Here is a 19,466-nt window from a genome sequence, read left to right on the forward strand (position 1 = left end):
CAGCTATAGCTTTTCCAGGACTTTCAGGCGTTCAGCCGCGTTCCGATTCTGTGGGTTGAGCTCCAGCGAGCGACGATAGTGCTGGATCGCCAGCGTGGTGGCGGTATCGGTTTCATAGGCTTCGGCCAGGCTGTCATGGGCATTGGCGTTGTCAGGATATAGTCTTGTTGCAAGGCCCAGGACCACAATGGCCGATTTGTTCTGATGCCGTGCAAGCAATCGATAGCCCCAGCTGTTCAGGTCATTCTGCGATGGCCTGGAAACGCCTTCTTGCTTCATCACTTGCTGTAATTTCCGATCGATCTCGCCATAGCCCGATTTGTCGATGAGCTGGCGCAGGCGATAGATCGCATACGCGCCGCCATTGACCTGCTTGAGTTCGGGTAGATAGAAGCCCGCCACGGTGTCGATCATCTGCTCCGGCTGCGAGCCGGCAAGATTGGTCAGGATGACGATCGCCAGATCATCCTCGGGATAGACATAAAACGCGGACCGGCCGCCGCCAATGCCGGCGACGGCGCGATGCCCGGTGCGCCGGATCGAGGGCCAGCCCAGCGCCCACGGCGCAGGCCTGCCGTCTGAAAATGCGGTCGGCGTCCAGAGCTGGCGCAGGCTGGCGGTCTTGAGCAGGCGCCCCTGCTGCAAAGCCATGATCCATTTGCTCAGGTCTTGTACGTTGGTATTGATACCGGCGCCGGCCCGCGTGTACAACGGAAAATCCTCGATCACATTCCTGAGCGTCTTGCCGTCGTCGGCCAGGCGATACGAATTCGCCTTGTTTTTGACGACATCAAGGCTGTCGCCGAAGCTGCTGTTGGGCATGCCGACCGCGTCGAACTGCTTGTGCTGGATGAATTGCAGAAAAGGCTCGCCGCTCAGCAGCGTTATTATTTTCTCCAGCAAGACATAGTTGGTTTGGTTGTAGCTGAAGCGCTGGCCGGGAGCAAATTCCATCGGCAGGGCCTGGACCGCTTTCCAGGCGGCGGCCGGGCCGCCCGGCAGCAGGTTCGAGGTCGCCGGATCGATGATGTCGGGAAGGCCGGATGTATGGGTGAGCAGCTGAGTCACGGTAATGGCTTGCCACTCCGCCGGCAAGTTATCGAGATAGCGCGAGGCTGGCGCCTGCAGGTCGATTTTCCCCTGTTCCGCCAATTGCATGATGGCGACGCCGGTAAATGACTTGGTGGCGGAGTTGATGGAGAAGACGCTGCTGCCGGCCACCGGCAAGCCGTACTGAATGCTGGCGACGCCAAATACCTTGGACAGCACGGTCTTGCCATTCTTGATGACGACGATTTGCAGTCCCGGTATCTGGCGCTCTTGCATTTCGCTTCGAATGAATTCCACGACGCCGCCGTCAGGCGCGGCGGTTGCGGAAGTGCCGCCGGTCAGGCAGCTTGCCGTGACGAAGAGGAATGCGAGTGCGCGTAAAGCCTTCATTGAGTCACCTTGGTTGTCGTGGTCGGGCAAGTCTAGTTTGTCTAGAAAAAATAGTCTAGATAAATTTCTGCTTGCATGCGCGCGCGTGTGGATTGAATCATTGGGGTGGCTGTGGTCTAATCAAAAAATCTTCGATCACATTGGTTGCCATGTCCAACGCCAGCTCATCAGAAAACCAGCAAGCCCCAGACAAACCACCCGCGTGCCGCGTCGAGCGTTCGACGGTGCATGGCAACGGCGTGTTCGCTCTGCGCGATATCGAGGTCAGCGAGTGCATCATCGAATACACCGGCCGGGAAATCACGTGGGATGAGGCGCAGGCGCGCGCGGCGGCGCTGAACGGGCCGCACAACCATACTTTCTTCTTCAGCCTGGCAAACGGCAATGTGATCGACGGCGGCGACGAGGGCAACGATGCGCGTTTCATCAACCATTCCTGCGGTCCCAATTGCGAGGCGATCGAGGATGAGGGCAGGATCTTCATCTATGCCCTGCACGACATCAAGGCCGGCGAGGAGTTGAGCTATTCCTATCCGCTGATCTACGAAGGCCGCCACACGCCGGCGATCAAGCGCGAGTTCGCCTGCCGCTGCGGCGCGCCGAACTGCACCGGCACCATGCTGGCGCCGAAGCCGCGCAAGCGCAAGCCGGCCAGGAAGCGTGAGCCGGTATTTGACTTGCCTAACCGTCCGCTGGAGACGCCGAGCCAGCCGTCGGTGTAAAATCCCATTTTCACTCAAGAGGTATTCGTCCGATGCGCAATTGATGCCGCTGTCCGCCGACAGCTAGTCCCTACGAACCCCACGCAAGCGCGGGGCGTGTCGACACATCAATTGGAACCGTATGACGACTCCTTATCTGGCGCTGGAAGGCGTCTCCCAGGTGCTGGCCGACGGCCGCACATTATTCTCCGGACTGACCGCAACCTTCGACCAGCGCCGCACCGGCCTGGTCGGGCGTAACGGCGTCGGCAAAAGCGTGCTGGCGCGGCTGCTGGCCGGCGAGCTGGCGCCGTCCGCCGGCCGCTGCGTGCGTAGCGGCAAGGTCTATTATCTATCGCAGCAGATATCCAACGATGGCGATGCGACGGTCGCGCAACTGGCCGGCGTGCGGCCGGTCGTAGCGGCGCTGGCCCGCATCGAGGCGGGCAGCAGCGATCCGGCCGATTTCGATCTGGTCGGCGATGGCTGGGACATCCGCCAGCGCCTGCAGCTCGAACTGGAGCGCATCGGCCTGCCGCAGCTGCAGCCTGACACCGCCGCCGCCACGCTCAGCGGCGGCGAGGCCATGCGCGTGGCGCTGGCCGGCGCCTGGCTGGCGGATGCCGATTTCCTGATCCTCGATGAGCCCAGCAATCACCTCGACCGGGCCGGCCGCCAGGCGCTGATCGGGCAGCTGCGGCGCTGGCCCAAGGGCTTGCTGGTGATTAGCCATGACCGCCAGCTGCTGGCGCGGATGGAGCGCATCGTCGAACTGTCGCCGCAGGGCTTGCGCAGCTACGGTGGCGGCTATGAATTCTATGCCGCGTGCCGCGCCCGGGAGCGCGAGAACGCGGCGCAGACGCTGGAGCAGCGCAAGCTGGAGCGCCGGCGCGAGGAGCACTCCATGCGCGAGCAGCAGGAACGGCAGGCGCGGCGCCAGGCGGCCGGCAACCGCGGCGCGCAGGAGGCGAACCAGGCCAAAATCCTGCTGGGCACGCAGAAGAACCGCAGCCAGAACACGGCCGGCAAACTGCTCCAGCAGCAGGCCGGCCTGCGCGAGCAGTTGTCGCAGCGCGTCGCCGAGGCGGCGCACCAGGCCGGAGGCGAGCAGGCCGTCGCGATGGTCGGGCTGGATGCGGCGGCGGCGTCGCCGCAGAGGCGCGCGGCCGAGCTGGCGGCGGTGGTGATGCCGTTCGCGCCGGCCGCCACCCGCAACATCAGCCTGCTGCTGACGGGGCGGCAGCGGGTCGGCGTCATCGGGCCCAACGGCTGCGGCAAGTCGACCTTGTTGAAACTGCTGGCCGGACAGTTGCAGCCGCTGGCCGGACGCTGCGAGGTGCGGGCCGCGACGGCGTATCTCGACCAGCATCTGGCCGGCCTGGCGCCGCAGCGCTCGGCGATCGCGCACCTGACCGCCGCGAACGGCCAGTTGAGCGCGGGCGAACTGCGCTCGCGGCTGGCGCTGATGGGATTGGATGCGCAGCGGGCATCGATGCCCTGCGGCCTGCTCAGCGGCGGCGAGCGGCTGAAGGCGGCGCTGGCCTGCGCCATCTACGCCGATCCGCCGGCGCAGTTGCTGCTGCTCGACGAACCGGGCAATCACCTGGACCTGGCGTCGGTCGAGGCGCTGGAATCCGCGCTGCGCCAGTATCAGGGCGCGCTGCTGGTGGTGACGCACGACGATGCGTTCATGAACGCGCTGGATTTGACGGACCGCCTGCTGGCCGGGCCGGATGGCTGGCGCCTGGCGCCCTGGTAGCCGGAGCAGGGCGGATCAGGCCAGCGCCGGCTGCAGGTTCTTGCCGTCGACGAGCATCTGCTCGAAGGCGGCGGCCGGCACCGGCGGGCTGAAATAGTAGCCCTGGATTTCGTCGCAGCCGTTGCGGCGCAGGTAGTCCAGCTGGCCCGCCGTTTCCACGCCCTCGGCAATCACCCGCAGCTTGAGGTTGTGCGCCAGCGCGATGATGGAGACCACGATGGCCGCCTCGTCGCCCTCGACGATGTCGCTGACGAAGGAGCGGTCTATCTTCAGCACATCGATGGGGAACTTGCGCAGGTAGGAAAAACTCGAATAGCCGGTGCCGAAATCGTCGATCGACAAGGCCAGGCCCAGCGCCTTGAGCTTGTGCAGCAGCTCCACCGCCAGCGCCACGTCGTGCATGAACAAGCCTTCGGTCAGCTCGATATCCAGGCAGGACGAGGGCAGGCCGGTATGGCGCAGGACGTCGACAATCGAGGCCACCAGGTTCGGTTCGCTGAACTGGCGCGGCGACAGGTTGACCGCGATGCGCAGCGGCCCGTGGCCCGCGTCCTGCCAGGCCTTGGCCTGGGCGCAGGCGGTCTGCAGCACCCAGGCGCCGATCGGCACGATCAACCCGGTCTCCTCGGCCAGCGCGATGAAGCGGCCCGGCGCGACCATGCCCAGCTCCGGATGCTGCCAGCGTATCAGCGCCTCCATGCCGACCACGCGCCCGCTTTGCAGATCGAGCTGCGGCTGGTAGTGCAGCACGAACTCGTCGCGCTCCAGCGCGTTGCGCAGCGCGCTTTCGATGCGCACCCGCTCCAGCGCTTCCTCGTTCATGGCCGGCTGGTAGAACTGGGTGTTGTTGCGGCCCATTTTCTTGGCGCGGTACATGGCGATGTCGGCGTGTTCGATCAGGCGCTGGGCCGGCGTGCCGTCCGGATCGTAGACGGCGACGCCGATCGAGCAGGTGACGAAGAACTCCTTCCCCTCCAGCATGACCGGCTGCGCCACCGCGCGCATGATGCGCTGCGTGACTTCGCGCGTCAGCGCCGCGTCCGGATACTCGGCCAGGATGGCGACGAACTCGTCGCCCGACAGCCGCGCCACCGTGTCGCTTTCGCGCACGCTGTCCTGCAGGCGATGGGCCACGGTCTTGAGCAGCAGGTCGCCGGCCTTGTGGCCCAGGCTGTCGTTGACGAACTTGAAGCGGTCGAGGTCGATCAGCATCACCCACAGCGGATTGCCGCTGCGGTTGGCGTAGGCGGCCGCCTGCATCAGCCGGTCCTGCAGCAGCACGCGGTTGGGCAGGCCGGTCAGCACGTCGTGGTGGGCGATGTGGTGGATGCGCTGCTCGGACAGCTTGCGCTCGGTGATCTCGCTGCCGGTGCCGCGATAGCCGCGGAACCGGCCCTCCTTGTCGAACACCGGTTCGCCGCTGGTGCTGAACCAGTGGATCTGGCCGTCGGTGCCGGGCAGCGCGTATTCCAGGTTGGCGAAGGGCAGGTTGGCCTCCAGCACGGCGATATGCTCGCGGCCCCAGCGGCTGTCCCATATGGCCGGATCCATCTCCCAGCGGGTCTTGCCGATGAAGCGGGCCGGGTCTTGCTTGCCCTTGTCGAAGAAGCCGCCGGTGATGTTGGTGAAGCGGAATTCGGCGTCCTGCTCCCAGTACCAGTCCGACGACAGCGCCAGCAGGCGCTTGAAGCGGTGCTCGCTTTCCTGCAGCGCTTCCTCGGTGCGCTTGCGCGAGGCGACGTCCTGGTTCAGCCGCTCGTTGCTGCGCTGCAGGTCGAGCGTGCGCTCGTCGACCAGCCGCTGCACCCGCAGCGAACGGCGCGCCAGCGAGTTGACGAAGGCGGCCGTCAGCAGCGAGAACAGCAGGCCGCCGAGCAGCGTCGACAACGAGCCCAGGTGGTCGGACAGGAAGGGGCGCGGCAATGGCGTCACCTGCATATGCCAGGTCTTGCCGGCCGCGCTGAAGGTGCTGGTGTAGATCTCGTGGTAGTCGAAGGCGAACCAGCGCTGCAGCGGCCTGGCGGCGGCCGCCTGGCCGGACGCCTGGCCCTGGCTGTAGACCAGGTTGTCGGGTTGCAGGTCGTCGCCGATGTAGACGCGCAGCACCAGCTGGTGGTCGTCCAGCAGGTCGGCGCCCAGCAGGATCTTGTGCACCAGGTCGGTCGAGCGTATCACCGCGCTGGTATTGCCTATCCATGCGGCGCGGCGCAGCGCCGGCGTCGAGAGGTCGGCGCCCCGGCGGTAGACCGGCATCATCAGCACGAAGCCTTTTTGCCGGGCCCGCTCCTGGACCAGCCGGAGCAGCGGCGTGGCGCGGGTCTGGCCGGCGGCGACGCCGTCGTTGATGGTCTTGAGCATGGACGGTATCGAGGCCACGTCCAGCCCGAAGGCGGCTTCGTTGCCTTGCATCGGTTCGAGATAGTCGACCACCACGTGCAGCGGCCGCCCGGTCATCGGCAACTGGTCGGCGTCATGCAGGCGGTAGCCGGGATGGCGGGCCTGCATGGCGGCTTCGAAGCGGCGCGCCGCTGGCTCGTCCATCATGCGGTGGAAATTGAAGGCTTGCACGAACGGGTAGCGCGCCAGCAGCGGCCGGGTGAAATCGGCGAACTGCTCGCGGCTGACGTTGTCGACCGAATTGAACAGGTCGTTGAGGATGGTGACCAGTTCCAGCGTATCGTCCAGGCCGCGATGGATGGCGGCGGCGCGCATGTGGGCGCGCTGCTGGAAACTCAGCTCCATCTTGCCGTACTCCAGCGCGCTGACGGCGACAAACAGCATCCCTGTGACGGCGCAGCCCGTCACCAGCGTCAGGATGGCCGCCAGCGAAATCCTGGATAACTTGCGGAGGCGCGGCATGGCTCGTTTTCCAGAGGAATGGATGGTAACTAGTGTGTCACAAAAAATGCCGTGGTAACAGTTTTTGTCCCTGGGCATGGCTAAATTGCCACATGCTAGCCGCCGGCGTCAGCCCGGTCGGCCCCAGCGCAGCTTGAGCACGATCCAGTGCGCCAGCATGCGGTTCAGCAGCGGCAGCGCCAGGCCGTGGCTGCGCGCCACTTTCTGCTGCATCGCCAGCGCCGGGGAGGGGGCGCCGCCCTTGACCGCGAACAGGATGCGGTTGTTGCCGGCGATGCCGTGGAACCAGCAGATGCGGCCCTGGAAGGTCTGGCGCAGCCGCTTGAGCATGGCGCCGTAGTGGCGGTCGTAGCTGAAGATATTGGCGACCATCACCCCGCCCGGGCGCAGCGCGCGCCGGCAGTCGGCGTAGAAGGCCGCGCTGCCCAGGGCCGGCGGCAGGCCTTCGTGGTCGAAGCCGTCGACCAGCAGCACGTCGGCGCTGCCGCCCAGCTGCGCCATGTAGTCGGCGGCGTCGGCCTGGATGATGCGGAAGCGGGCGTCGTCGCGCGGGATGGCGAACTGCTCGCGCAGCGCGATGACGTCGGCGCGCAGCTCCAGCACGGTGATGCGGCTGTGCGGCAGGTAGCGGTAGCAGAACTTGGCCAGCGAGCCGCCACCCAGGCCGACCATGACGATGTGCTCCGGCTTGGGATGGAACAGCACGAAGCACATCATCGCGCGGGCGTAGCTGAGCACCAGGTGGTCCGGACGCGACAGCCGCATCTCGCTCTGCACCATGCCGGGCTGGAATTCGAGCAAGCGTTTGTCGCCGTGCGTGCGCACCTGCGGCCGGTTGGTGGGCTGGGTCAAGATTTCTTGGTATTGTGGATTTGCGGGGTCAATTTACGCATTGAAATTATAACGCGCATGCCGCCCGGGAAGCACATTGCATTTACAGACGGAAAAATAGTAGGTACATTGGCGTTAGCACAGGCCAGCCGGCCATCTTGGAGAGAGAAACGATGTTTTTAGACCACCCTACGCTTACCGCCACCAACAGCTTCACCGAGCCGGACCGCCTGGAGCGCCTGACCCGCGTGTACGGCTATGTGGTGGCGCTGGCCGACGTCGCCGGCAAGCCGAGCTTTATCGAGAAATTCAGCCAGATGCATGACCACAAGGGTACCCTGATCGTGTTCTGGCACGACACCCCGACCGAAGACGAAAAGGCTTTCTTCAGCCAGGCCTGGGCCAGCAAGATCGGCGACGGCAGCGCCAACGTCGAACACGAGGTCTGACCAGACCCCGGTCATGGATATAAAAACCTTGGTACTGGCGCTGGCGCTGGGCAATCTGAGCCTGTGCGCGGCGCTGTTCTTTTATCAGCAGGAGGCGCGCCGTGGCGGCCTCCCCGCCGCCGGCCACGCCACCTGGACCGCGGCCAAGCAATGCCAGGCCGTGGCCTGGGGCTTGTTGTACCTGCGCGGCACGCTGCCGGACTTCCTGACCATCCCCGTTGCCAACGCCGTGCTGTTCGCCGGCTTCGCGCTGGACGCTTCCGCGCTGTGGGAGCAGGCCGGCCGCCGCGTGTGGCGGCGCTACCTGCTGCCGGCGCTGGGCGTGGCGATCGGCATCTACACCGGCGCCTGGCTGCTGGGCCTGCAGGCGGCCGAGCGCATCGCCATCGCCTCGGTCTCGGCCGCCTTCTTCTTTGTGGCCGGCGCGGCCGCGCTGGGACGCGGCTGGTCGGCCGGCACGCTGCTGCGGCGCTACCTGGTGGTGCTGATGCTGGCGCTGGCGCTGGCGATCGCCGCGCGCGGCGTGCTGTCGGCGCTGCTGTCGGCGGGCTGGGGCTGGGTCAGCATCGAGCTGATCCAGGGCGCCGGCGTCGCCGCGCTGTATTTGATGATGCTGGGCAACGCTTTCGGCTACCTGCTGCTGGCGCGCGAGAAGGCCCAGGGCGAGCTGGCGCGGCTGGAGGTGGTCGATGCGCTGACCGACGTGCCGAACCGGCGCGGCTTCTACCAGGCCCTGACGCCGTGGATCGCGCTGGCGCGCCGGCCCGGCATGCCGACCTCGCTGATCATCCTGAACCTGGACCATTTCAAGCGCGTCAACGACAACTACGGCCATCCGGTGGGCGACCTGGTGCTCAAGGCGATGGTCGACGTCTGCAAGAAGCAGCTGCGCGATTCGGACCTGATGGGCCGTCTGGGCGGCGCCGAATTCGCCATCCAGCTGCCGCGCACCTCGCTGGAGGATGCGCTGATGGTGGCCGAACGTATCCGCAACGCGGTGGCATCGCTGCCGGTCAAGGCGGAAAAAGCCGTCATCAACATGACGGCCAGCCTGGGCGTGACCACCATCCGCGCCGAAGACAGCACCGTCAGCCTGTTCAAGCGCGCCGACGAGGCGCTGCAGGAGGCCAAGCAGGCCGGCCGCAATCGCGTGGTGGAGGCATCCCAGGCCGCCGCCGGAGCGCTGGAAGCCTAGCACGTTAGCAAGGCGTCATGAAGGTGTCACATACGGCGCTTATCGTGCACTATAATTATCTAAATCGTTTAGTTTGATTCCCTGGGGCCTTCCATATTATGTACGCAGCAGTAGATCTGGGTTCCAATAGTTTTCGCCTCCACGTCGGCAAGCATGACGGGGAGGCCATTCGCGTCCTGAAAAGCGTGCGCGAACCGATACGCCTGGCCGCGGGGCTGGACGAACGGGGCAACCTGACGCCCGCCGCCATGCAGAACGCGCTGGCCTGCCTGAAGAACTTCCGCGCCGTGCTGGCCGCCTACAAGCTCGACGCGGTGCGCGTCGTCGCCACGTCGGCCATGCGCGTGGCGCGCAATTCCGCCGCCTTCCTGCCGGAGGCCGAGCTGGCCATCGGCTATCCGATCGAGATCATCTCGGGCGAGGAGGAGGGGCGCCTGATCTACATGGGCGTGGCCAACGCGGTGGCGCTGCCGGGCGAGCGCCGGCTGGTGATCGACATCGGTGGCGGCTCGACCGAGCTGATACTGGGGCGCGGCCAGGAGATCGAGCGGGTCGAGTCGTTCAGCGTCGGCACGGTCAAGCAAAGCCTGTCGTTCTTCGTCGGCGGCCGGGTCGACGGGCCGTCGTTCGAGGCGGCCATCCTGTCGGCGCGCAGCCATTTCGAGGACGCGGCGCCGCCTTACCGTCCGCAGTTCTGGAAGCAGTGCTACGGTTCGTCCGGCACCGCGCGCACCATCGCCGACATCATCATCAAGAACGGCATCGGGCGCGAGGTCAACGCCGCCACGCTGGATGCGCTCAAGCAGCGCTTCATCGAATTCGGCCACGTCGCCAAGATCGACATGCCGGGCCTGCGTCCGGACCGCGCCAGCACCATCATCGGCGGCCTGGCGATCCTGATCGGCCTGGTGCGCGAGCTGGGCGTCCCGCTGGTGCAGCCGATCGAGGCCGGCCTGCGCATGGGCGTGATGTGGGATTTGCACCTGCGTTCCACCAAGCGCGATCGACGCGAGCAGTCGGTGCAGGCCTGCGTGGAGCGCTTCCACTGCGACGCGCGCCGCGCCAACCGCGTGGCCGACGATGCGCTGGCGCTGTATGCGCAGACCAAGCCGGCCTCGGACCAGTACACGCGCCATCTGTACTGGAGCGCGCTGCTGCACGAGATGGGCATGGTGGTGTCGCACACCGGCTATCACAAGCACGCCGCCTACATGATCGAAAACGCCGACCTGCCGGGTTTTACCGCGCGCGAGCAGAAGACCATGAGCCGCATGGTGGTGGCGCACAAGGGCAACCTGCGCAAGGTGGTGGAGGTGTTGTCCGATCCGGATTTCGCCAAGGCGGTGGTGGCGTTGCGGCTGGCGGTGTTGTTCATGCACTCGCGCCTGGACATCGATTTTTCGCTGCTCAAGCTGCGCGTGAAGAGCCGCATCGAGCTGGAAATCCGGCGCGAATGGGTGGCCGACCATCCGACCCTGTCCTATTGGCTGGAGAAGGAACAGGAGCAGTGGGACGAAGTCGGTGTAGACTTCAGCATCCGCACCAGCGGCTAAACCTAACCGGAGGCGTTTATGAACGACAGGATCAAAAGCTGCTGCGCTTGCGTGCTGCTTGCCCTGTCGTTGCCGGCCCTCGGCGCCGACAAGCCCAGGGAGACCGTTACCCTGTGCTTCGAGGCGCAGGACGTGCTGCCGTGGCGTACCGAAAAGGGCGGCGGCCTGAATTTCGTGCTGCTCAAGATGGTCGAGCAGCGGCTGGACATCCATTTCGACTTCCAGAGCATCCCATGGAAGCGCTGCCTGGCGCAATTGAAGTCCAATTCCGTCGACGGCGCCTTCGCCGTCAGCTACAAACCGGACCGGCGCGAACTGGGCGAGTATCCCGGCGGCCAGCAGGTGGACGCCAGCAAGCGCATGCACATCGACCGCTACGTGGTCATCCGCAGGAAGGGCAGCAAGGTCGATTGGGATGGCAAGTCGTTCCAGAACCTGGACGGCGCGATCGGCTTCCAGCTGGGCTATTCGGTGGGCGACGTGCTGCGCGCGCAGAACCTGGAAGTGGACGAGGGCAGCCAGCGCGCCGATGAACTGGCGCGCAAGCTGATCGCCGGCCGCCTGGCCGCGGCGGCGGTGGGCGGCAGCGATGCCAATAGCCTGATGCGCGGCCCGCTGGCGCCGCAGCTGGAGCAGCTGCCGGTGCCGATCATCGAGAAGCCGTACTTCCTGATCCTGTCGCATGCGATGGCGGCGTCGCGCCCGCAGCTGGCCGAGCGCATCTGGCGCGCCGTCGAGGAGGCCCGCAACAGCCCGGCCTACAGGAAAATCGAACTGGCCGAGGGAGTCCGTCATTGACGCGCTGGACGCGGTCCTGACGGACGCCGGCGGCCCGCTGGCGCGCCTGCGCGGCGCGTGGCGGCGCAATATCCTGCTGCGGCTGGGTTTCGGCATCTTCCTGGCGGTGGCCATTTCCACCGCCATCTACACCACCTACGTGATGCAGGCCTTGCGCAGCGAGGCCGAGCAAAACCTGCGCGAACGCGCCGAGCGGCTGACGGCCGTGCTGTCGCAGGCGTTGGCGCGGCCGCTGTTCGACATCAACAGCGCCGCCGTCTCCAGCGTGGTCGACGCCTCGGGCGCGACGCCGGAGGTGCTGGTACTGCGCGTGCTGGCGCCCAACGGCGCGGAACTGGCCAGCTACGTCTCGCCGCTGCGCGAGCCGGTGGCGGCGATCAATGTGCACCGCGAGATCACCTTCGTCGACGCGCGCCGCAGTTATCCGGTCGGCTCGATCGACCTGGCGTTCTCGCGCCAGCAGATGGACCGCGATCTGCAGCGGCAGATCATCAATACGGTGGCGGCCAACCTGCTGCTGGCGCTGGGCATCGTGCTGTCGATCTTTATCGTCGGCCGGCGCGCGGCGCGGCCGTTCGCCGATATCCAGACCGGGCTTGAAAAACTGACGCGCGGCGAGACCGATATCAAGCTGTCCGGCATCGGGCGGCAAGATCAGGTGGGGCGGCTGTCGGACGCGGTGCTGCGCTTCCGCGACACGCTGACGCGGCTGCGCGACGCCGAGCATGCGCTGCGCGACTTGAACAGCGACCTGGAACAGCGCATCAGCGCCCGCACGGCGGAGCTGAGCGCCGCCGCGCAGGTGGCGCGCGACAGCCAGGCCAAGCTGCAAACCATCGTCGATACGGCGCTCGACGCGGTGGTGCGCATGGATTTGAGCGGGCGCATCGTCGGCTGGAACGCGCAGGCCGAACTGACCTTCGGCTGGAGCCGCGAGGAGGCATTGGGGCTGGAACTGGACAAGACCATCATTCCGCCGCGCTACCGCTACGACCACCGGCGCGGCATGCAGCGCCATCTGGCGGGCGGCGGCGGCGGGGTGCTGGATACGCGCATCGAGGTATACGCGCTGCGCCGCAACGGCGAGGAATTCCCGATCGAGCTGGCGATCACCCAGGTCAAGACCGAGGAGCGCGACGGCTACGAGTTCTGCGCCTTCATCCGCGACATCAGCGACCGCCGCGAGCGCGAGCAGAAGCTGGTCAACGCCAACGTGATGGCGGAGGCGGCCAACATCGCCAAGTCGGAATTCCTGGCCAATATGAGCCACGAGATCCGCACCCCGATGAGCGCCGTGATCGGCATGGCCTACCTGGCGCTGCGCACCGAGATGACGCCGAGGCAGCACGATTACATCAGCAAGATCCACCGCGCGGCCTTGTCGCTGCTGGGGATCATCAACGACATCCTGGACTTTTCCAAGATCGAGGCGGGGCGGCTGGAGGTCGAGGCGATTCCCTTCCTGCTGGAGGACGTGCTGGCCAACGTGAACAGCGTGACGGCGCAGCGCGCCGCCGACAAGGGGTTGGGCTACCTGGTCGACGTGCCGTCCGACGTGCCGCGCCACCTGGTCGGCGATCCGCTGCGGCTGGGGCAGGTGCTGATCAACCTGGTCAACAACGCGGTCAAGTTCACGGCCGAGGGCGGGCTGGAACTGCGCTGCATGCTGCTGGACGAGATGGACGAAGACGGCAAGGCCACGCTGCGCTTTTCGGTGCGCGACAGCGGCATCGGCATGACGCCGCAGCAGAAGTCCAAGTTGTTCCGCGCCTTCAGCCAGGCCAACGGTTCGACCACGCGCCAGTACGGCGGCACCGGCCTGGGGTTGTCGATCTCGCAGCAGCTGGTGCGGCTGATGGGCGGGAATATCGAAGTCGAGAGCGAGGTCGATCGTGGCTCGACCTTCCGCTTCGACCTGCGCTTTGCGCTGTCCGATGCGGCGGCGCTGGCGGCGCTGCAGCATGTGCCGGCCGGCGACCTGACGCTGCAGGCATCCCCGCGCCGCACCGCGCGCGTGCTGCTGGCCGAGGACAGCAAGGACAACCAGGATGTGACCACCGAGCTGCTGGCGCTGCAGGGCTTGAGCGTGGACGTGGTGGCCAACGGCCGCGAGGCCCTGGACCGCTTGATGGCGGCCGGTCCGCATGCCTACGACCTGGTGCTGATGGACCTGGGCATGCCGGAGATGGACGGCCATGAGGCCACGCTGCTGCTGCGCCAGGATAGCCGCTTCAACGAGCTGCCGGTGATCGCCGTGACCTCGCATGCGCTGGCCGGTGTGCAGGCGCGCTGCCTGGAGGAGGGCATGCAGGACTACATCACCAAGCCGGTCGATCCGCAGCGGCTCTATAGCGTGCTGTCGCGCTGGCTGGGCATGTCGATGAAGGTGATTCCACCGCTGCCGCCGCTGCCCGAGGAGGTCGCCGGCGGCGAGGCGTGCGGCAGTGCGGCTGATGCGCGGCAGGCGCTGGTGGAGCTGTGCTCCATGCTGGCGGAGTTCAGCGGCGACAGCCTGGATTATTTCGAAGGCGCGCGGGCCTGCCTGGCGACCCTGCTGCCGCCGGCGACCATGACGCGGCTGGATCATCATATGGAGCTGTACGAATTTGAGGCGGCCGGGAGATTGCTGGCCAATGCGGTAAAAAATCAGGAGACGCCATGAACATCAAGAATGAAAATCGGCCCACCGTGTTGATCGTCGATGACACGCCGGACAACATCACCTTGCTCGCCAATCTGCTCAAGGACAAGTACAACACCAAGGTCGCCACCAGCGGCGCCACGGCGCTGCAGATCGTGGCGGGAGCCAAGATCGACCTGGTCCTGCTCGATATCATGATGCCGGAGATGGATGGCTTTGAAGCCTGCCGTCGCCTGAAGGCGGACCCGCACAGCAGTGCCATCCCGGTGGTGTTTTTGACCGCCAAGAGCCAGCCTGAGGACGAGGCGATGGGACGCAGCGTGGGGGCGGTGGACTTCCTGCGCAAGCCGGTCAATCCGGACCAGCTGTTCGCCCGCGTGGCGGCCCATTTGCGTTGAGTCAAGCAAAAAACTGCTAAATGATATATATTGTTTATATTGTTGAATAAAATGGAGTGAATATGAACAAGCCTGTTAATGGTCTGGCAACTGACAAAACCCCTAAAGCCGCCGTCAAGCCGGTCGCCGCGAAGATCGCCGTCAAGCCGGCAGCCAAGGCCGCAGCCAAGCCAGCCGCACCGAAAGCCGCCGTCAAGCCGGCAGCTAAACCGGCCGCTAAAGCCGTTGCCAAGCCAGCAGCCAAGCCAGCCGTGAAGGCTGCGCCTAAAGCCGCCGTTGCCAAGCCGGCCGCAAAACCAGCCGCCAAGCCGGCACCGAAAACCGCCGCCAAGCCGGCACCGAAGACTGCAGCCAAGGCCGCGCCGAAAGCCGCCCCTAAAGCTGCTCCAAAAGCCGCCGCCAAGCCGGCCGCCGCGCCGGAAGCCAAGATCAAAGTCCCTAAGGAAAAACTGGTGCGCGACAGCTTCACCATGCCGGAGCAGGAATACGCGGTGCTGGGCCAGGTCAAGAAAGCCTGCCTGAAAGCCGGTTTCGAGATCAAAAAGAGCGAATTGCTGCGTATCGGCGTGGCGCTGATCAGCCAGATCGACCTGGCGACGCTGAAAACCGTGCTGGCCAGCCTGCCGCAGTTGAAGACCGGCCGTCCGAAGAAGAGCTGATTAAAAAACAACATGTCACGAAAATGACATTTCGCTGTCATTTTCTTGAAGTATTCGATCGTTACGCTTGCTTCGTCTTCCACAGAAAGGATGAAGCATGCAAACCTCGATCATACAAGCGGACGCCCGAGCAACGTCCGGCAAGCTGGTACTCAGTATGGCAAGCACGCCGGAAGAACTGCGTGAAGTTCAACGCCTGCGCTACAAGGTGTTCATCGAAACCATGGGCCTGAGCTCGCTGGTGCGCGAAGACGGCCTGGACTGCGACGAGTTCGACGACTACTGCGATCACCTGATCGTGCGCGACACCGCCACCCTCAAGGTGGTCGGCACCTACCGCCTGCTGAGCGCCTCGCGCGCCCGCAAGCTGGGCCGTGTCTACTCCGAAGGCGAATTCGACCTGGGCCGCCTGAACAACCTGCGCGGCCGCATGGTCGAAGCGGGCCGCGCCTGCATCCATCCTGATTATCGCGGCGGCAGCGTCATCATGCTGCTGTGGTCCGGCCTGGCCGACTACATGCGCCGCGAGAATTGCGACTACCTGGTCGGCTGCGCCAGCATCAGCCTGGCCGATGGCGGCCACAACGCCGTCGCCGTCTACCAGTCGCTGGCCTCGCGCCACCTGGCGCCGTCCGAATACCGCGTCACGCCGCACCTGCCGTTCCCGTTCTCCAAGCTGGAAGCCGCGCAAAAGCCGCAGGTGCCGCCGCTGCTGAAGGGCTATCTGCGCTCCGGCGCCTGGATCTGCGGCGAACCGGCCTGGGATCCTGATTTCGAAAGCGCCGACCTGTTCCTGCTGCTGCCGCTGGCGAACCTGGATGGACGCTACGCCCGCCACTACGGCGTCAACGGCGAACAGCTGGCTGCCTGACGTCCTTCGCCGCCCCGTGTAGAATAAGCCGTTATGCTTATTCTGCGGGGCTGCGATGAAGTTGGACACTGACACCGATCGAACCGGATTCCAGGAGCGTCCCGTACTGCGCCGTCGCGGCGCGGAGGCCTCCCGCACCACCGACCGCGTCGCCGAGGAACTCCCGGTGGCGCTGGTTTTCAATGGCATCTCGCATGCCGTCATGATGGTCACGCCGCGCGACCTGCAGCCGTTCGCGCTGGGCTTCGCGCTGACCGAGGGCCTGGTGGCCCAACGCGCCGACGTATTCGACATCGAGGTGCGGGAGCATGCGCGCAGCTTCGAAGTCGAGATCACCATCGCCAGCCAGGAATTCGTCCAGCTCAAGCAGCAGCGCCGCTCGATGGCGGGGCGCAGCGGTTGCGGCGTGTGCGGCATCGAGAGCCTGGAGCTGCTGGACCTGAAGCCTTCCCGCATCGAAGCGGCGCCGCTGCACGATGCCGCGACGCTGCAGCCGGCGATCGCGCGCGCCGCCGCCGAACTGGGTCAACACCAGGAACTGATGCGCGCCACCGGCGGCGTGCATGCGGCGGCATGGTGCGACGCCAACGGCGCCGTGCTGCGCGTGTGCGAGGATGTGGGGCGCCATAACGCGCTCGACAAGCTGATCGGCCATCTGGCGCTGGAGGGTGTGGACCTGCGGCACGGCTTCGTCTTCATGTCGAGCCGCGCCAGCTATGAACTGGTGCGCAAGGCTGCGCGCATGAACATCCCGATGCTGGCGACGATCTCCGCACCCAGCACGCTGGCGATCGACATCGCCGCCGAAGCGGGCATCAAGCTGGTGAGCTTCTGCCGCCAGGACGGCTGCGTCGAATATACCTGACCCTTCATCGGCACAAAACTGCTTGCATCTTGGCCGGCCGAGGTATATTCTTGTTGTACCGTTTGGTACAACTCAGTTTCAACTTAACTCAAAGGTGATTTCATGACTCGTCCTCCACTGCCGCCGTTCACCCGTGAAACGGCCATCCAAAAAGTCCGCATGGCCGAAGACGGCTGGAACGGCCGCAACCCGGAAAAGGTCGCGCTGGCCTATACCGAAGACTGCCCGTGGCGCAACCGCGGCGAATTCGTCACCGGGCGCGAAGAGATCATCGGCCTGCTCAAGCGCAAATGGACGCGCGAGCTGGAATACCGCCTGATCAAGGAGTTGTGGGCATTCGAGGGCAACCGCATTGCAGTTCGCTTCGCCTACGAATACCATGACGATTCCGGCCAGTGGTATCGCGCCTACGGCAACGAGAACTGGGAGTTCGCGGCGGACGGCTTGATGCAGCGCCGCCTGGCCAGCATCAACGAAACGCCGATCGCGGCGGCCGACCGCAAGTTCCACTGGGATATCAACGGCCCGCGTCCGGCGGACCATCCGGGGTTGAGCGATTTTGGATTTTAGAAAAAGGTAGACATGGCAAGAGTGATGGGAGAGCGCGGCGATGTGGTGCCGCTGCTGGCCGAAGTGTTCCGCACCTACGGTTTCGAGGGCGCCAGTTTGGCGCGGATTACCGAGGGAACCGGGCTGGGCAAGGGCAGCATCTATAACTTTTTCCCCGGCGGGAAAGAGGAGATGGCGGACGTGGTGCTGGCCGAGATCGACGGCTGGTTCCGCGACCAGGTGTTCCAGCCGCTGCGGACGGCCGAGGATGCGGGGCAGGGCGTGGAGCATATGTTCACCGCCGTCGGCCGCTACTTCCTGTCCGGCCGCAAGGTTTGCCTGGTGGGAGTGTTCGCGCTTGGTCATGAGCGCGACCGCTTCGCCGTCAAGGTGCAGTCCTACTTCGCCGAATGGGTGGAGGCGCTGGCGGTGGCGCTGGTGCGCGGCGGCCGCGACGCCGCCACCGCGCAATCGCTGTCCGAGGATGTGGTCGGCGGTATCCAGGGCGCGCTGGTGCTGGCCCGTGCGGCCGACGAGCCGGAGCTGTTCATGCGGGCGCTGGAGCGGATGGGAAAACGCCTTGGTTGAATCGGTTTGTTCAGTTGCTGAACGCGCTTTTCAGCGGCTCCAATGTCATGTCGTCGCACCACAGCTTGCCCGTCATCGTGCTGCCGTAAAACCCGATGCGACAGGCAAGGGTGGCGCTACTGCTGTCTGGACGGAAAATGACGCAGGCTTGTGTCCAATCGAAAGTCCCCGACAGGCTCTCGGACTGAATGAATCCACCCAGCACCGAGACATTGGCGCCGACCTGCGCATCAGATGTGGTGGCGATGTTTTCGCCCCGGACCCAGCCGCATAGCTGGTAGGCCTGTCCGGGAACAAGGTTCGACACTGTCTGCGCCCATGCGGCGTCGTTGGGGCTTGTGGAAGCGATGCTCACGCTGCGCCGGCCTTTTCTTTCTACCCGGTTGTCCCAGGAAAATACGGAGCCTCCCACCCAGGCATTTGCAATCCACGCGTCGGCAGCGCCATTCTGGCCCTGCTCGAAAGAACCATTGACCAGGAGATTGTTTGGTTGAACATAGGGGGCAACCTGGGCGTTAAAGCCGATGCCATCGCCGCCGGTCCAGTAAAGATTGTCCAGCCTGAACACTTCCTTATCGTCGAAATACGAGCGCAGCACCAGCGGCCGTTTCATCGCGGGGTTGTCGGGAGACAGGAAATCACTCAGCTCAGGGAACGCATTTGGCGCAATCGCCCCATCGGCCGCTTCCAGCTTCAGCAGGGGAGGGTCTGTCCATTGATCGGAGCCTTCCAGCACGTGGTAGACGGCCAGCCCGTTGTAGGGCGGCGCGTTGGAGCCAAAACCGCTGTCCGGCCTGTGCCTGTATTCAAGCAAAAAATATTCGGAGGGACGTGACGTGTCAATGCGTACCGCGTCCATGCGCTGGCTGGGCGACGCCAGGCGGACATTCTGGCTGCCCCGATGGAGTGGGCGCGGCTCCAGCCAGCCCAGCAGCATCCGCTCGTAAGCGGTGAGGTCTTGCGGCGGAAGCGTCCAGCTGTCCGAAAGCAGGGTGAGATAGTGAAGCGTGTCGTAGGTGCCATAAAGATCGGGCACGTCGCCGACGGCATGGTTGACTTCATGGTTGAAGTTGCCCGTGGCCTCGGAGATCACGCTCAAGCTGTCCTGGGTGTCGACAAACAGCGTGACGCCGGCGTTGCTGCTGGTGCCGCCGATCAGATAGTCGTAATTCATTCCTTGATTCGAGACGGGTATCGGCAAAGTCGGCGATCACGGCAAGCCCCCGGCGGCGTTGAACATGATGTGCTCCCCGGCCCCGGTGATGATGGTGGCGGAACAGGCCGAACCAGGCGCCGCTGCCAAATGACCG

At 65.2% G+C, this 19,466-nt stretch carries 17 protein-coding genes; 13 read left to right on the plus strand and 4 right to left on the minus strand.

What is annotated here, in order from left to right:
- Window positions 1–3: 3 nt before the first annotated feature.
- On the minus strand, window positions 4–1,440 hold the full coding sequence (locus ACEN9F_RS29285; protein WP_413425938.1) for a serine hydrolase: 1,437 nt from the start codon (window positions 1,438–1,440) through the stop codon (window positions 4–6).
- 149 nt (window positions 1,441–1,589) lie between these two features.
- On the opposite strand from ACEN9F_RS29285, the gene ACEN9F_RS29290 reads away from it, so the two are divergent.
- Together ACEN9F_RS29290 and ACEN9F_RS29295 are read left to right on the plus strand one after the other, a co-directional pair.
- The gene (locus ACEN9F_RS29290; RefSeq protein ID WP_413425940.1) at window positions 1,590–2,162 is read left to right on the plus strand and encodes an SET domain-containing protein; all 573 of its coding nucleotides are present in this window, start codon (window positions 1,590–1,592) and stop codon (window positions 2,160–2,162) included.
- A gap of 121 nt (window positions 2,163–2,283) precedes the next feature.
- The gene (locus tag ACEN9F_RS29295; protein WP_413425942.1) at window positions 2,284–3,900 is read left to right on the plus strand and encodes an ABC-F family ATP-binding cassette domain-containing protein; all 1,617 of its coding nucleotides are present in this window, start codon (window positions 2,284–2,286) and stop codon (window positions 3,898–3,900) included.
- 15 nt (window positions 3,901–3,915) lie between these two features.
- Here the strand turns inward: ACEN9F_RS29295 and ACEN9F_RS29300 are convergent, their stop codons facing one another.
- Complete coding sequence (locus ACEN9F_RS29300; protein WP_413425944.1) at window positions 3,916–6,759, minus strand: EAL domain-containing protein; 2,844 nt, start codon at window positions 6,757–6,759, stop codon at window positions 3,916–3,918.
- Window positions 6,760–6,867: 108 nt separating this feature from the next.
- Complete coding sequence (locus ACEN9F_RS29305; protein ID WP_413427221.1) at window positions 6,868–7,539, minus strand: transferase spermidine synthase; 672 nt, start codon at window positions 7,537–7,539, stop codon at window positions 6,868–6,870.
- 224 nt (window positions 7,540–7,763) lie between these two features.
- Here ACEN9F_RS29305 and ACEN9F_RS29310 point away from each other — a divergent pair, with 224 nt between their 5' ends.
- The 11 genes from ACEN9F_RS29310 (at window position 7,764) to ACEN9F_RS29360 (ending at window position 18,156) form a co-directional block, all read left to right on the plus strand.
- Entirely contained in the window at window positions 7,764–8,039 is a 276-nt protein-coding gene (locus ACEN9F_RS29310; RefSeq protein WP_413425946.1) for a hypothetical protein, read from the plus strand.
- Between the two features lie 13 nt (window positions 8,040–8,052).
- The gene (locus ACEN9F_RS29315) at window positions 8,053–9,234 is read left to right on the plus strand and encodes a diguanylate cyclase (RefSeq protein WP_413425948.1); all 1,182 of its coding nucleotides are present in this window, start codon (window positions 8,053–8,055) and stop codon (window positions 9,232–9,234) included.
- A gap of 98 nt (window positions 9,235–9,332) precedes the next feature.
- A complete protein-coding gene (locus tag ACEN9F_RS29320) occupies window positions 9,333–10,787 on the plus strand; it encodes a Ppx/GppA family phosphatase (RefSeq protein ID WP_413425950.1) in 1,455 nt (484 codons plus the stop codon).
- 18 nt (window positions 10,788–10,805) lie between these two features.
- Window positions 10,806–11,585 carry a substrate-binding periplasmic protein gene (locus ACEN9F_RS29325; RefSeq protein ID WP_413425952.1) on the plus strand — a complete coding sequence of 260 codons (780 nt, stop codon included), beginning with the start codon at window positions 10,806–10,808 and terminating at the stop codon, window positions 11,583–11,585.
- The gene (locus ACEN9F_RS29330; RefSeq protein ID WP_413425954.1) at window positions 11,470–14,247 is read left to right on the plus strand and encodes an ATP-binding protein; all 2,778 of its coding nucleotides are present in this window, start codon (window positions 11,470–11,472) and stop codon (window positions 14,245–14,247) included. Before ACEN9F_RS29325 ends, ACEN9F_RS29330 begins: the two co-directional genes overlap by 116 nt.
- A complete protein-coding gene (locus tag ACEN9F_RS29335; protein ID WP_413425956.1) occupies window positions 14,244–14,624 on the plus strand; it encodes a response regulator in 381 nt (126 codons plus the stop codon). The genes ACEN9F_RS29330 and ACEN9F_RS29335 overlap by 4 nt, the downstream gene beginning before the upstream one ends.
- A gap of 62 nt (window positions 14,625–14,686) precedes the next feature.
- Window positions 14,687–15,283, plus strand: coding sequence for a hypothetical protein (locus tag ACEN9F_RS29340; RefSeq protein ID WP_413425959.1), 597 nt, complete (start codon window positions 14,687–14,689; stop codon window positions 15,281–15,283).
- Window positions 15,284–15,380: 97 nt separating this feature from the next.
- Window positions 15,381–16,154 carry a GNAT family N-acetyltransferase gene (locus tag ACEN9F_RS29345; RefSeq protein ID WP_413425961.1) on the plus strand — a complete coding sequence of 258 codons (774 nt, stop codon included), beginning with the start codon at window positions 15,381–15,383 and terminating at the stop codon, window positions 16,152–16,154.
- Between the two features lie 55 nt (window positions 16,155–16,209).
- Window positions 16,210–17,019 carry a formate dehydrogenase accessory sulfurtransferase FdhD gene (gene fdhD / locus ACEN9F_RS29350; RefSeq protein ID WP_413425963.1) on the plus strand — a complete coding sequence of 270 codons (810 nt, stop codon included), beginning with the start codon at window positions 16,210–16,212 and terminating at the stop codon, window positions 17,017–17,019.
- Between the two features lie 102 nt (window positions 17,020–17,121).
- Entirely contained in the window at window positions 17,122–17,589 is a 468-nt protein-coding gene (locus ACEN9F_RS29355) for a DUF1348 family protein (RefSeq protein WP_413425964.1), read from the plus strand.
- Between the two features lie 12 nt (window positions 17,590–17,601).
- Entirely contained in the window at window positions 17,602–18,156 is a 555-nt protein-coding gene (locus ACEN9F_RS29360) for a TetR/AcrR family transcriptional regulator (RefSeq protein ID WP_413425966.1), read from the plus strand.
- Between the two features lie 10 nt (window positions 18,157–18,166).
- On the opposite strand, the gene ACEN9F_RS29365 is transcribed toward ACEN9F_RS29360, so the two are convergent.
- The gene (locus tag ACEN9F_RS29365) at window positions 18,167–19,330 is read right to left on the minus strand and encodes a hypothetical protein (protein ID WP_413425968.1); all 1,164 of its coding nucleotides are present in this window, start codon (window positions 19,328–19,330) and stop codon (window positions 18,167–18,169) included.
- Window positions 19,331–19,466: the final 136 nt, after the last annotated feature.

This window comes from Duganella sp. CT11-25, assembly GCF_047302815.1.
In the GTDB taxonomy this organism is placed as follows: Bacteria; Pseudomonadota; Gammaproteobacteria; order Burkholderiales; family Burkholderiaceae_D; genus Rugamonas.